We start from the raw sequence: 16,168 nt of genomic DNA, 5'->3' as shown, positions 1-16,168 counted from the left end.
TCCTTATAAACTACCTTTTGATAACCGTTTTTTAACCAAAAGAGCAGGGGAAAGTTAAATGATTAACTTTCCCCTGCTCTTGGATATGATGCTATCTATTTAGTGGTGACCATGCTGAAGACATTCTCCATAACTTCTCATTATCGTTACATCTGCGCAGCATGTGTGATTGACTTAATTTCCTGTCGTAGGCGTTCCTGATGAATTGATCGCCGCGACATTCGTTAACTTCACTTCCACTTCAAATGTTCCTTCCATCAAAACACGAAATCCAAATACAGGATTGATATTATGATTAGGATGTCCATCCATCGCTGCAAAGCGCATCGGTATACGGTAATAAATATTGTAATCCCAATTTGTCTTCCCATCATTGAATTTTGTTAGGGGAAACGGAGCTACTTCATAATCACATACCAATGCGTTGTTTGTGGCAACAACCGGATTGAAACGAACGTGCGATTCAAACGTAGGACGATCTCCACGCTTGATCACCTGTCCAGCACTTGGGTCCCATGCGCGACCATTTTTATCAACAACTTTTAGGATCACACGTGCACCTTCATCAGAAACCTTTTTACAGGTCAATTTGATATTACTATTATAAGCCGGTGTAAAAGTTTCTGATGCATTTGATCCCGTAAGCGAGGCATACGTTATTGCAAAAACGTCTTCGAAAAATGGTTCGATCACATGTATCTCGGCAAATGCTTTATAGATTTTGGTACCCTTGCGATTCGTTGCCTGTAAATCAAAAGTATAGACCCCTAAAGGTAGATTTGCAGATGCGCGATTAAAACTGATCTGCCCGCTGATCGGGTTAAATTCCATTGGTGTTACCTGTTTCAGTTCCCGCTTTGCTTTCAAAAGCGCAACAGTGGTATCTGTAGCTGCATTAAAAGTCATGCCTTCCTTAAATACTTCAATTTCGTACATTTTAGTAAATTCCGCAGGCGCAGGCTCTCCCGTCAACTTATTCCGAAGGTTTAACATTTTAAAATCAAATGGTGGAGTCGATCCATCTGCATTGATCCGATCCGAAAGTGTGAGCGTCATCCCTCGCTTACAGTAAATCACACTGTCACGATATCGAATGGTATCACTTAAAAAACCTTCCTCTATTTTTGAACAGGAGGAAAGGAAGATACCGATCATTATTCCTAATAGGATCGTGTACCTCGTTATAGTATTCATTTTCATTAGAATATATTTTTTATCGGAAATGAAGCTACCATGAGCAATACTAACCTTCAATAGGTAAGCTTACGTCTGATAGTTTCATAAACACGCAATTTTTAATCATTAATTTTGATGAATATCTCCTAATTAGTTAGAAGCCATTTTTTCTTTATTAAAAAATAAACGATGATCACCGTGCAACACGTGTATGATACCCGTAGTCGTAATAATTCCTGAAGTCTGTACATCTACTCGCGCATCTCGTTGTGCTTCTGGGATCGCATTTTGATTTGGTTCTTCCGAATCCAGAGTTCCATTCACTTTTGTGTAATATAAATAATCCACATAATCGACATATGAGCTATAATCTCTTGTTCGTCTCAGTCCCAACTGAAATCGCACACCACTGATAGGCCCAAACAAATTTGTAAAGTATGCGCCATTAACATCCAGCTTATCACGCTCGACCTTTCCTTTAAACATATATATCTTCAATGAATCCAATCGTTTTGGATCAATGTCATCAATAGTAAAAGAAATATTCTCATCCCCTACCTCTGCGATACGCTGTTGTTTTTTAGCACTCACATATTCCGCAACCCCCCAATTTGTTGTTGCATAAAAAGTGATATCACTGTTCACCAGCTCTTTTAAATTTGCGCGGTCAATGATCCGCACCAAAGAATCAAATTTTGGGTGCGATGCCAGAAAATCATAGGTTGTCATATTCACTTTCGCTTGATGAATGCCCCCATCGTTGATATAATCATCTTTCGTGCATGAGGTCAATATGTGAAAAAACAACAGGGCAAATAATAGATATGCACCAGTTTTTTTTATTATTTTAATCATCATTTCTAAAAAATTAAGTTTCTAAATGCTTCATTAAATCTTTCCACGCCAGTATTCTGTCTGTACCAAAAGTCTATTTTCACTAAATAAACGAGGATCTACCGGCCAGAAAAAACCTCCTTGTTTAAAGCGAGCTTCGCTTAGCCAAGCGATATGATCCGAGTAGGTCCGTGTGCGAATCATATCAAAAAATAGATGACCTTCCAGATACAGCTCTTTTCCGCGTTCGATCATATATTCTTTCATCACTTCCGTTTTTGCAAGACCCGGTTTTAATAAACTCGAGGGATCACCTCCATATCGCGTTCTTGATGCATTTATGATGGTAATTGCCCGACTCGGATTATTTTGGTAGAGCGCTATTTCCGCCTGCAACAATTTGATATCGCTCAACCTAAACAAAATCAAATTATTACTGTTATAAGGTTCAAGTTGCTGTCCTGGATTTCTAAAGACAATATTGCTATATTTAATGCATACGGGTCTATCTGCGGTATAATTGACAAAATTATTTTTGAAACGGACATCCAATGTATCGAGCGCCCGAGTTTGTACAGTTTCCCAGACCCATTGCCCTATATCTTGATGCCAGACCCACTCGTCTTTCTCTTCGATCTTGTAAAAATGACTACTTAAATACGCCGGTTTGGTAAAGAAATCGGCTTCTGCACCATACGTTGGGATATAGCTATTATTCAAAAATTTCATCCCAATATGTGCGCTCGACCCTTCTAATGTATTTTCACTCACGTTTAATTCAAAAATACCCTCGCTCGATCTACCCTTAAAAATATCTCCATATTTGGCTGTATCAGTAAGTGCATAGCCCCCTTGAGCCAACAATGTATTTATGGTCGTATCCGCACGAGTTACATCATCCATTATGGGTGTATTTGATGCTAGATCTGTTGTCGTCGCTCTCCATAAATATAGGTGTGCCAGCAAAGCATAAGCTGATCCTCTATTTGCTGTAACAGCGCGTTCTGCGACTGTCTTATAGCCCCAGCTCAAAGAATTTATAGCATGATGACAATCTTCCTCAATTTGTTTCATCACTTCAATACGAGAGGTACGACCCAGATGAGGTGCACTGATCGGATCATCATAAGACTCCGTCACTAAAGGTACATCACCCCAAATTTTGGTCAACATGAAATAAGAAAAAGCCCGAATAAAATAAGCTTGTCCCATAATTTTTTTACGGAAAGCTTCTGGATCTGCCTGCTCTAAGATCAAGATATCATTTGATACCAAAGGCATTTCTTTGAGAATGATATTGGACATCGCTATTGTTTTATAAAACACGGTCCAATTGCCATAAGACTGTGCAAAATAATTGCTGGTCCAATTTCCTTTTCCAATTTCTGGATGACTGTAGCTATCCCGATTGATACCGATATATATATCCGGAGTCATATCTCCATAGATATAATACCGGTTTCCAACTCCAGAAAAACCGTCCATCAAGGCGTTCCTCAATAAAGCATAATTACCTGCAATAGCACTTTCTCCCGCTTTCGGATCTTTCCAATACACCTCCTTAAAGGTGGAGTTTCGAGGCTCCTCTTCTAAAAATTTATTGCACGACACGGAGCTCAAGCCAATAGCCACAAGAAGTACCCATTTCCAATAATTGCTTATAAATAATATTTTCATGACGCTCTAATTAAAATTGTAATTCAACACCAAAAGTAAACTTGCTCGGGATCGGATAACCATTACCCTCATATTCGCCGTAATAATTTACAGCCTCGGCATCCGGTAATCTTTTCGAACGCTGGAACATCATTAAATTATCTACGATACCATACATGCGAATACTTTTCATCCCCCATCCCGAGACTAAACGATTGGGCAGACTGTAAGAAAGACTCACACTCTTCACTCTTAAATAATCACCTTTATCCATGAAAAATGTTTGACCAGCAACGGTATAATAGCGCCAAGATCCTAAAGGGTAGGCTGGATAATCGGCTCGATCTCCCGGTTTACGCCAGATATTGATCTTACTAAAATCAGGTGTCGCATACTGCGCAAAACTATTCGTTGAATTGGTCGCTGCACCATTCTCAAATAAATCAGATTGATATAGATTGAGCACATCCCTGTCAAACAAAAAGGTGAAGAGTACCCCAACATTGAAATTCTTCCAGGTCACATTATTCGTCCAACCACCCGTAAATTTGGGATTTGGATCGCCAAGCGGAAGTTTATCCGGATTGATCCCATCATTGAAAGGGTCGATCATATAGTCTCCATCCACGTCTCTGATCCACATATCACCCGGAGCAAAGGGGCTTCCTCCAGAATTATAGCGGTCACCTGTCAGCGGATTGATTGGAATCTCATTAGAATTTGAGAAAATCCCTAAAGTTTGGTACAAGTAAAAAGTATTGATCGGACTCCCTACGGATAGAATATGTGTTTTATCAAAACGAGAACCGGCGACCACCAAATCGCGACCCGAATTAGGCAGATTCATGATTTTATTTTTCACATATGAGACATTCAACCGGCTAAACCACTGAACAGGACTAGTTCTTGGAAGCGGATTAGCCATCAGCACCACTTCAGCACCATAGTTCCTAACGCCAACCGAATTGGTCAATGCGCGATCATACCCTGTTGTGACCGGCAATGCAACATCAAACAAGGATTGTTTATTTTCCTTGTTAAAGACGTCTAGTGCAAAAGAAAAACGGCCGTTAGCAATTTCACCATCTAGACCAATATTCCATTGCATAGAGCGTTCCCAGCTGATATTAGGTTGCGCTACCCCATCCACCAGATTGGGTGTTATGGCCGTAACACCATTATAAGAAGTCCCATTATCATTTCCCCAGAAATTGCCCGCATTGACACGATAGAGATTATATTGCAAGTAATTATTACCCGGCAATCCACCCGTTGTACCCAGACTAGCACGCAGTTTTAACATCGAAAACAAGGACTCTTTGTCTTTCATAAAGGATTCTTCCGAAACGAGCCATGCTACAGAAGCCGACGGAAAATAACCCCATTTATTACCGACGCCAAAGCGGGATGATCCATCGCCACGGATACTGGCAGAAACGAGATACCTGGAATCATAGTCATATGCCAATCGCGAATAAAAAGAAGCCATACTATAAGCCTGATAATCAGAAAAAGCAGTTAGATAACGTTGCTGAAATCCTTGTATGACTTTGATTTGGTCTGAAGAACCATTCGAAGCACCCGCCCCCACTGACCGGTATTGATTATATTCCAGATCACTTCCCAAGATCATACTTAGGCTATGTTTATTAAATTCTTTATTATAACTGAAATAATTAGAAGCCAATACATTAACTTGATTGTCCGAAAATACATCCTGTCTGTTGCCTGTAAAATTAGCAACTGAAGAAGGAGTACTCACATCACGTCTACTATTGGAATAGATATAAGAAGTTTGAGAGGTAAATTTCAACGCATTTGAAAAATCATACCCCAGATTCAGGTTAAAAGTAAATTGATTACCCGTATTGACATCCGAATCATCATTGTACATCCCCAAAAGATAATTTTTTCGGGTCTCACTGAGATTAAAATAAGATGCAGGCGTATACCTAGCGGTCACACCGACTCCGCCACCACCCGCTCGAGTACGTTCTGTACGCGAATAAGCAACAATCGGATTAATCATCAAACGTTCATTTAACGCTTTTGACATTAAATTCAACCGCGTAGAATAACGCTTAAATCCGGTGGCCTTGACAATTCCTTTCTCGTCGTATAATCCAGCACTGAAACGATAATTAGATCCCCCAAATCCTCCTCCACTCAAACTTAGATCAGCATTATTAACCATTCCTTTTCTATAATACATATCCTGCCAATCGGTTGCACCGTTAAAAGCAGGATTTAAGCTATCCGTAAGCAGAAAAGATATATTTCGATTATCAATATCAGGACGATATTGCTGTAATTCTTGTAAAATGCGCATTTTTTGCCTTCTTTCTTCAGCTCCTATCGCCACATCCCTCAACTCAGGGCGCTGTGTTAAGCCTGAATATGCCGAGACCATCACCTGTGGTTCACGACTGATGCCCTTCTTCGTGGTGATCAAAATGACACCACTTGATGCTCTTGAGCCATAGATAGCTGCAGCAGACGCATCTTTCAGCACATCAATACTTTCAATATCCTGCGGATTGATACCAGCAATAAAATTTGTACCTGTACCTGTCACTGGTGAAGTGTATTGTTGCGGAGGTTGAGGTACACCATCTACGACATAAAGCGGAGCATTACCGACACTAAATTCATCATACTCTCGGTTTAAACTTGTATTTCCCCGTACCTGAACGGTAGGCGACGCCCCTGGTTCCCCCGTAAAATTCTGTACATTTACACCTGATAAGCGTCCCTGCAGTAATTGATCAAAACTTGCCGCTGGCAGATTAGCCAATTCTTTACCCGAAATACTGGAAATTGCTGCAGTAGTTTTCTTTCTAGAGATTTTTTGATAACCGATGACGACCGTTTCATCTAAAGTAGAGAATGTCGTATTCAGTTCAAAATTGAGCGGCGACTCTGCCCCCACTTTTAGTCTCTTTGATTCGTATCCAAGCAAGCTTGCCTCCACCATGTCTCCCGGCTTTGCGACCATCGTAAATTCTCCCTTGCTATTGGTTTGTGCACTTATCTGCGTAGATAAATTTCTCAGCGTCGCTCCGACCATAGCACTTCCCGAAACATCCCGAACCACGCCTGTTACCTGTTGAGCAAATACATCAAACGAAAGGAGAACCACGAGGACTAATAAAAGACCTACGTTTTTCATAAATTAATTAATTTGGTTAGTTAATATTAGTTGTTTAATAGATACTCGAAGGTAAAGGAGAATCGGGTTTGAATTCAATCCGAATTTAACCAATAACACTTATATTATGACCAAAAAAAACCATATACAACTTATATATAGCTCCTTATTGAAAAGAGAAAGCCGTGATCGTCTGATTAAGATTAGACGATCACGGCTTAAATTTTCGTACTTATCAGCAGATTATTGCCAAATCTTGAACTGCTCAAATACACCATAACCTTCCTGATTATTGGTTGCAATCTGATACAGTCCTACACGCAGCTTTTTCCCTTTCAGATCTTCACGAAGGAAAGGTGTATTCGGAAGATCGATCCAAGAAACACCATCCTGAGAACTGCGGAGAAAGAAATAGTTCCCCACTTTTTGCACTTGGATATAAGGTGAGTACTGCAAACCTGTCCCATTATTCCCCTCCTGATGGATCTGATCACCTATACTTCTGGCAAGATTACCCAAATTCCAACCCGTTAAGACCGTATTATTGATATAAGCATTTGGGTTTTCCATAGCCTGTATCATAATACCGGCTTCACTAGAGGTGCGGGTTTTAGAAGTTAATCCCGCTACATCTTTTACCTGAACTTGGACGGTGAAATCCCCATCCAATTCTTTATAGATAAAAGGTGGTAACAACGATACATCACCCCATTTTGTATGCTTAGAGCTCATAGTCCATTGTCCATCGGCACCTTTAATCTCCACCTTTGTACTATCGGGATATACACCGATTTGACAGCCATCCCAATAGAGGATTGCTTTCTCTCCTAATGTAAAAGTTTGATTGGAAGCCTGTACCAGTAAAGACGGTTTATTCTTCGGCACACCGATCTGCTGTGCTTGACTCACATTTCCGAATTCATCTTTCGCAAAAACCGAAATGGTCTTCCCCAGATGTACACGGTCAAATAAATGGTAAGACTCTTGAATCCAACCCGAATCATATTGATCTGTCGAAAATAGATACAGCAGGTCCGTTCGATCTGGACGGATCTGGACAAATACATCGTCATCGTTAATCCAATACGGCTTCACCGCGATATTCGGCACATACTTGTTCAGGTCAGCTTCACTTTTTGCTTTCCAGATCTGATAATTTTCCTCTATCTGGTCTACATTAAATTTTCTAGGATACGCACGAAAAAAATGAAAAGCGTGCTGAAAAGCAACTTCACTATCCTTTATACGAAGCAATTTATTGATGTTTTGTACCTGATCTTGCTTACTGTTCTGATAAAACACGGACTTGCCCTGATCATACAGCACCAATCCATGATTCCAACGCTGACCATCAAACCAATCAAAAGCTAAGGTATAGGACGGCTGAGCAATGATGCTGGTCAATAAGGAATCTTTCCATGCACCTATTTTAAGCGCAGTACGATTGCCCTGTATCAAAACCTCTCCCCGATCAACCGCAACATCATGAGCCATGACAGCTCCATGATTTCGCACTTTGCTGATTTTACCCCGAGCTAGATCATCGGTCTGTATAGCAAAAGACACATTTTTTGGATTGGAGAAAGCTTTTTCTGTGTTTATTATTTCGGTAGATAAATCTATATTGGCGATTTTAACATCTGCGAGATAACCTGAAAAATGCTCATCCAATAGATCCGATGCTCCCAGCACAAAATAATCGGCAGGATTGACAAATAACATGCGATTTTCTTCCCGTTGCAGCTTTCCGTCAACATATATACGTTCCTTATAACCGTCAAACGAAATCACCATATGGTGCCATTGATCAGCCAAGGGTACAGAGTCAAAACCCAGATCTGGCCAGGAACCATGGGTCACAGCTCCTCGCTGTGCATCTTTGCCGTAGCCAAATACCGCTTTGCTGATGTCCTGATTACCTTTAGACCAAGCAACCACACTTTCAAAACGATCGATTCGTGGATTATTGATCCACATGGAGACTGTATAGGGACTGTTGCCAGCGAGTGATTGCGGAACTTTAAATGTCGAACGAAGGGAAACTGAACCATTCAAGAAAAATGCTTTTTTACCTTGATAGTTTTTCACATAAATCGGCTTTTCACTATCTAGCGTTCCTTGTAGTAAACCTTTGTTCTGAATCGTTTTGATACGCTCCCCTTCCTGATAGCCCTCCGCATCCATGTGGATCAAAGTGCCAAAAATGGTTTCTTCAGGAGGCATGATTTGCGAAGCTGACCAAACCGTTTGCTGCTCCAGCGACTTACCATAGACCTTGATATTCCATACTCCACGAGGTAGCCCCGGCAATTGTGTGTGCAAGAGATGCAAGCGTACATAGCGTGCCTTCACCTTTCCGTGGGCCAATATCGGACTTGCCCAACGATTATTATTGGACTGGTCATCATATGTCGTCCAAGTGTTAGCATCTGTTGATGTTTCGATCCGATATTGATACGCATAAGTGGGATATTCAAATTGGATGGCAACAGTTTGTACGTCTGTTATCTTTTCCAGATCAATCATTAACCATGCAGGCTGATGGTTTTCTTTTGCTCGCCATAAAGTTCCATTATTGTCATCCACCAAAAAAGACGCTCTAAAATCGGCATTATAAAAAGAAGAGACCTGTACAGGTTTTCCGAACGCTAGATCTTCGGGATAGGGTTTCGGTTTGATGAGATCAGCAATCCCTTGATGTGAGGGAACGACTTTTTCAATATTTCCATCAGCAGTAAAAAATAATTCATCTACTGCAACCTGACGATGAAACCCTCCTCCTGAATGCGGATTGTTGTGCCTATGGTAGACGATGTAATACCGGCCATCCTCCTCCAGCACACTATGATGCCCTGGACCGTGGATTGTTCCATCTTCATTGGTTACCAATATGGGATTATGCTCGGGATATTCAAAAGGTCCCATCGGTCCGACTGTACTCTTGACATATTGGACACGGTAAGTATGATCTTCACAATGACCAGAAGAATACATGAGGTAATAGATACCATTGCGTTCAAACATATACGGAGCTTCAAAAAAATCCTTTGCCACGGTATTGGGAATCAACTCGATCTTTTTAAAACTCTTCATATCCTGATCCAATAATCCCACGGCACAACCGTGGTCTGGATAAATCCCCCAAGTGCCCCAATACATATATATTAGTCCATCATGATCGGTAAACGTTTGACCATCCAACGTAATCACACCCGGAATCCTATAATTGGGTATAATCGATTTATTATGATCAGCTAGGGATTGCCAAGGCCCTGTCGGTGTATCCGATACTGCACCAAATATTTCGACCGGTTGACTATAATATAAATAATATCTACCATCGTACCCTTTTGTCATATCGGGAGCCCAATACCAATGTGTATTTGGCCAATTCATAGGCTGTATGGTCCAATTTTTAAAATCTGTGGAAGTCCACACCTGCGATGGTCCTGCTCCCCAACCATTACCATCTGTCGTGGCATAAATATAATAGGTATCCCCTATTTTTTTTATCGTTGGGTCTGCAAAATAACCGGGCAATAACGGGTTTAATGCTTTTGGTGTTTCATGCTTTTTCAACGATTGAGCAGATACTGAACCTATTGAAAGGGCAAAGAGAGCTAACAAAAATAGTTCTTTCATAGTCTGTATGGATAATAAAGGGGTACTTCGTCAAGCAAAGTACCCCTCAGATTTTTTATATTTATCGACATTATTTCAATGTCACGTCTAAATAGACAGAGTGTCGTCCATAGGTTTCATAAAATGGCTTAAAATCCACCCCATCGATTTTAAATTCCAAACGTTTTGGATCACCCTCAATGGATTTGCTGATATCTTTCGCATCTAAAGTTACTTTACGCCAATCTTTTCTCGCTTCAGGTTCTTGAGCAGCTAATAAGATGGGTCCATAAAATAAACTGGCAACATTCTGTTGATCCATCACCGGATCTAAACGAAATTGAAAAGGCATTTTTAAGGTGATACGATCCCCATTTTTCCAATTACGGCTCAATTTCAAATAAGTTCCCGGTTGAGCCTGCACTTTTTGATCTTGACCATTGATGGTCACAAAAAATCCTTTTGTTGCCCAGCTGGGTACACGCACATGTAGATCAAATGTACCATTTCCTTTTATGGTCAGCTCCGTCTCGTCTTGCTTTGGAAAACTAGTCTTTTGCTCCACAGTCACCTGACGTTCCGTCCACTCCAAGGTCGATGGAATATACAGGTTAACATACAAAGCCTGATCATCCTTGCTTTTAAAATAAATACTATTTTGCAATTTGGTACTACTCTCGATGGCGGTACCGTTACAACAGGTAAATCCTGTCATATTAGCGTTGCTAAATTGCTTTTGTACCCCTGGTCTTAGGGACACATGGTAGGTATTAGCCGCTGAGTTTTCAGCAACAGAAGCCAAAATATGATTGTACAATCCGCGTTCGTAATAATCCATATATGCTGCACGTTGATCAAAAAGAAACAGGTTACTGGTTAATTTCAGCATATTATAAGTACCACACGTTTCATTCTGTCCTCCTTCAGAAAAACCATTTTCATATAGGGTCGAAGGTTCTGCTGTGAACACTTCTGCATTAGCCGGATTTCGAGCCCCTGCAACTCCTCCTATACTGTACATATAATCGTTGACAGCCTTATACCAAAAGTTATCGGCTACCCGATAGTATTCAGGCAGATTGGAAGCTTGATATAGCTCGATGCTACCTACAATTTGAGGGATATGTTGATTGGCATGTAATCCTCGAAACGTATCGACATTTTTCGCCAATCCATGTGCATGTTGCGCATTTCCAAAGAACATATCGATGTTGTCAAACAACTGTGCAGTCTTCAAATAGTGTTCTTTATTCGTGATCCGGTAGAGGTGAGCCATAGTCTCATTCATTCCTCCAAATTCGCCGGCAATATAAGTACTCCACACTTGTATCAGCGTTTCCTTAGGCAATTGACTGAGACGTGCATGTACCCAATCTGCCATACCGGTCGCCACTTGAAGTGCCTTTTCATTGCCACTCACTTCATAAATATCGATCAAACCGGCCAAAATTTTATGCAAGGTATAATAGGGAGCCCAAACTTGATTTTTCTGCCCACCGTACTTGGCTCCTTTTTCCAACATGATAAATTGATCCGGTGGATAGGCACTGATATACCCAACTCCCCAATTCCAATAGTCGGTACGGATACCTTCCTGACTCAAATCCGAGTCATAGGTTGATTTTCCAGGACCATAAGGCACTGCTGTCGGATCAGCGACAGCTGTACCTCCAGCTTGTTGCGGTTTACCCGACAATTGTGCCATTTCGTATAGGGTATTGACCATATAGTTCATTTTCTCGGCAAAATTCGCTTGCAAGGTTTTATCATATCCTGTACTGGCATACGCCTGAGCAATAGCAGTTAGGTAATGACCTGTGGCATGTCCTCTGAGTTTGGTATCCTGACTATCCCATACCCCTAAAGGTTTAGTTCCTGGAGGCTGTGGCAGCCCAAACGCATCACGAAACATGTAAAGAAAAGAGTTAGGATCAGTAACTGCTAATGTGCTGATAAATTTATCGCGATTTTCAATGAATTTTGTTTCTTGGTTCTGCGCATCGGCCTGCAATGAAACCTGATTTAAATCAAATTTTTCCAATTTTAAGCTTGGCGCTGCTGCAGTACCTGTTTTGACAGTCACGATCGCTTTAGGTTGCAAATCTGTACCTGGGACCCGACCTGTAATGGTATAGCGACCAGCTTCCAGAACAGTACTATTATCATTTGGCGAAGGCCAAATGACACGTACTTTAGGCCCTACCATATCCTCTTTATACATTCCTTGTACATAACTCGGTAACCGCGGCAAATCGCCTAATGCCGTTTCCACCTGTACATCTGGCACAGCAATTAAGTACGCATTGTAGAGTTGTGCTTGCGTTAAAGGAAACTCGGGCAGGTTATCCTCCACCTTGGTTACATTTACAGCAACGTTACTCCTACCTCGCTGTGAATTGGTATAAATTCCGGTAAGCTGATTTTTACTCAACGGAACGCGATAGATCCGGAAATCATGCAACATCCCATCCAACGTAGGAGATCCTGCAAAAAGTGATTTTCCGATATACAACTGATTCTTCTCTCCTGCAGATCCAAAAACCTCCGTCAACTCACGCGGTATCTGTTTGGATTCACCAACGGGCACAGCATCGACATAAGTCAACATCGTTTTGGAAGGGATATCCACCACTATAGTTAGGTACACCCATTTATTCAAGGTTATCGATGAAGAAACTGCTCCTTTTTGGTTGTTTTTTCCTGAAGTAATTAAACTCTGGAAACCAACCTGACTTTTTGTTCCAACAGGAGCAGCGAAGAAATGTTTGCGTGCATCCTTTCCGAAGTCAAAAAATACTTGACCCTTTTTTTCCGAACGCAGATACACCCAGCCCGAAATACTCAGCGACTCCATATCGGTCAAAGCATCAGCAGGAATCTGGATAAAATCATTGCTTTCGCCCGATAGCGACAACACTTTTCCAAACCGCTTATCGGTGATAAATGTCGCATTCCGACCAGCGGTTGCATGCAGATTGTTGCGGGACCAATCTTTCAGATCCCCATTAAATACATAGCGTGCGATCATTCCCGTTTCACCGATTCCATCCAAAATCTGATCACCACTTTGCGCCTGTACCGGGCTTAACCCTTTGGTTAGGATTGTGGCGACGAGGATAAAACGTAAAAAAACTGTATAACTTTTCATTGATATAAATTGTTTTTTATCTGTAATGAACCTATCATGAGCAATATTCATCGCCTTTTGTGCGTGGGTGCTCATGATGGTTTCATTGGTATATCATTACTTTGTGAGCTCGCAAGCTCGGTTTATTCTTTAAAGGCCATACTAGCCCTCAGCTCGACTTCATGAGCTCATAAGCTCAATTTTTATTCATTCCTAAAGAAATGACTGTGTAGATCTGCTTACTCATGTTTGCATGATTAAAGTGCTCATCCTGGCACGCTGCACGGCTAAACGAAGTTTTTGCATCAGTTTAAATCCCTGATTATCCTATACCTTCTTTAATAAGCGTTCCAAGCTGGAGGTTCTACCCCAAGCAAGTGTTTGACAAAATAATCGCGACGTTTCTTTTCACCAAAATCACCACCAGAAGCATGTCCCATACCTGGAACCATAATGAAGTCGTGATCTTTACCATGCTTAATCAGCTGATTGACGAACTGATAAGTCGATGCCGGATCCACATTATCATCCAACTCACCAACGATCAATAGCAACTTTCCTTCTAATTTATATGCATTTTCGATATTGGAACATGCCGCATATTCAGGTCCGATGGGCCAGCCCATCCATTGTTCATTCCACCATATTTTGTCCATACGATTATCATGGCAACCACAAGAGGAAACACCCACTTTGTAAAACTCAGGATGAAATAACAGTGCCCCAGCAGAAGATTGTCCTCCAGCAGAAGTACCATAAATACCAACTTTTTCGATATCCATATAAGGATATTGAAGCGCAGCAGCCTTCATCCAGGCAATCCGATCTGGAAAGCCGGCATCTTTTAGATTTTTCCAAGCGACATCTTGAAATGCTTTCGAACGATTGGATGTTCCCATGCCATCAATCTGCACCACAATAAATCCCAATTCCGCAAGTTCAGTAAGTCCTGCCGGATTAGCAGAAAATGATTTAGGGACAAAAGAGCTATGCGGACCAGCATAGATATATTCGATTACTGGATATTTTTTGTTAGGATCAAAATTTCTAGGACGAACAATAATACCCCAAATATCGGTTTTACCATCTCTAGCAAGAGATTTAAACACTTCCGGTTTGCGCCATCCCGTGGCTTCCAGATCCGAAATATCAGCTTGTTCCAAATCCATGACGATCTGCCCATCTACAGCGCGTCTTAATACTGCCTTTGGAGCTTGATCAACACGAGAATAGAGATCCACAAATAAGGTTTGATCTTTATTAAATGTTGCTTGGTGATTAGCCGGTTCCGAAGTGAGTTCTTTCAGTCCCTTACCGTCAAGGCCAATCGAATAATATCGGATTAAATAGGGATCCGACTCCTTATCCATACCACTCGCCTCAAAAATAATTTTTTTACTGTCCTCATCGACGTTAACGACTTTACGCACCACCCATTTTCCTTTGGTAATCTGATGTTTCAATGCTCCAGTTTTGGCATCGAACAGATATAGATGATTCCATCCATCACGCTCCGAAGCCCAGACAATCTCCGTACTTTTCTTAAGATCATTCCGATATTTTTTCCCACTGTAATCAATAAATGTGGCGCTGCGCTCTGAAATAATTGCTTTCGTTTTTCCGTCCACAGCACTCAACTCCATCACATCATAACGTTGATGACCACGTTGATTATATTCGAATGTGATTCCACTATTATCCTGCTTCCAAACGATCGCAGATACTGAAAATTGATTGTCCACCTGCGCAGGATCGACTGACATGACCCGACCGTCAGCTATATGAACAATAGTTGGATAATATTGTGATAAAGCATCTCCTGGTTTATTATAGTCTCTAGTTTGTAGTTTAGGTTGCAATTGATCGACAGGAGAAGATTCCAATAAAGTCAATTGTCTAATTTCTGCCTTGCGAACTTTAGAAGCAGCCAATTTTTTTGAATCATCGGACCATTGGATACGAGCACTATAATACGCTCCAGGACTACCATCAAAGGTCATTTGTTTTTCGCTTTTCGCATCATCCTTTTTGCTGATGTAAATATTGCTATTTTTAATATAAGCGGTATAGACCTTATCGGGAGAGTCCACAGGCTCACCCTTACTATCATCCCATCGTGCTCCCCAATATCCGTCCGATCTCCGATCAGCACCTGCTGCAGGTACATCTCGCAACTTGCTCAGTTTATTTTCTTGGGCATTCCACTTCCAGACCACTTTCTCTTCTGTAAACTCCACTTCATTGGCCGTCAGCACTTTTAGATCTCGCCCCCACAATACACCTAATTTCACTTCTTTGCCCAACTGAGATGACAGTTGCTTTTCAATCGCGGCAACATCGGTATCTATTTTTTTCTTGTTCAGCGCATCGACCAGATATAAGCTCCTCTTCCCATCTTTCTGAGTCACCCGATAGGAAAAACTATCACCTTTTTCAGACCAGATAATTTGTTGCGGTACTTGGTACACCTTACCAAATGAACTTCTGATATCTTTGGCACGTTTATAATCGTCCAATGTCCCCTGTGCCATTGTCGTAAGCTGCAATAGCACCACTAAAACAGCGGTTAATGTTAACTTCATATGTATTATTATTTTTTTATATCG

The 16,168-nt window shown here is 41.2% G+C and carries 7 protein-coding genes; all 7 read right to left on the bottom strand.

Annotated features, from left to right (window positions below; all coding sequences use genetic code 11):
- Positions 1-174: 174 nt before the first annotated feature.
- Positions 175-1,194, bottom strand: coding sequence for a DUF5007 domain-containing protein (locus C8N37_RS05920; protein WP_170114484.1), 1,020 nt, complete (start codon positions 1,192-1,194; stop codon positions 175-177).
- 132 nt (positions 1,195-1,326) lie between these two features.
- On the bottom strand, positions 1,327-2,034 hold the full coding sequence (locus tag C8N37_RS05915) for a hypothetical protein (RefSeq protein WP_146171022.1): 708 nt from the start codon (positions 2,032-2,034) through the stop codon (positions 1,327-1,329).
- A gap of 30 nt (positions 2,035-2,064) precedes the next feature.
- Positions 2,065-3,687, bottom strand: a complete 1,623-nt coding sequence (locus C8N37_RS05910; protein WP_108158051.1) for a RagB/SusD family nutrient uptake outer membrane protein — start codon at positions 3,685-3,687, stop codon at positions 2,065-2,067.
- A 10-nt stretch (positions 3,688-3,697) separates the two neighbouring features.
- Positions 3,698-6,835: a SusC/RagA family TonB-linked outer membrane protein gene (locus C8N37_RS05905; protein ID WP_108158050.1), complete on the bottom strand. Its 3,138-nt coding sequence runs from the start codon at positions 6,833-6,835 to the stop codon at positions 3,698-3,700.
- Positions 6,836-7,057: 222 nt separating this feature from the next.
- Positions 7,058-10,456: a family 43 glycosylhydrolase gene (locus tag C8N37_RS05900; RefSeq protein WP_108158049.1), complete on the bottom strand. Its 3,399-nt coding sequence runs from the start codon at positions 10,454-10,456 to the stop codon at positions 7,058-7,060.
- Between the two features lie 70 nt (positions 10,457-10,526).
- Entirely contained in the window at positions 10,527-13,583 is a 3,057-nt protein-coding gene (locus C8N37_RS05895) for a beta-L-arabinofuranosidase domain-containing protein (protein WP_108158048.1), read from the bottom strand.
- A gap of 317 nt (positions 13,584-13,900) precedes the next feature.
- Positions 13,901-16,144, bottom strand: a complete 2,244-nt coding sequence (locus C8N37_RS05890) for a S9 family peptidase (protein ID WP_108158047.1) — start codon at positions 16,142-16,144, stop codon at positions 13,901-13,903.
- Positions 16,145-16,168 lie beyond the last annotated feature (24 nt).

The sequence above is a fragment of the Sphingobacterium faecium genome (assembly GCF_003054045.1).
Classification (GTDB): domain Bacteria; phylum Bacteroidota; class Bacteroidia; order Sphingobacteriales; family Sphingobacteriaceae; genus Sphingobacterium; species Sphingobacterium faecium.
This window is presented reverse-complemented; position numbering and strand designations above follow the sequence as displayed.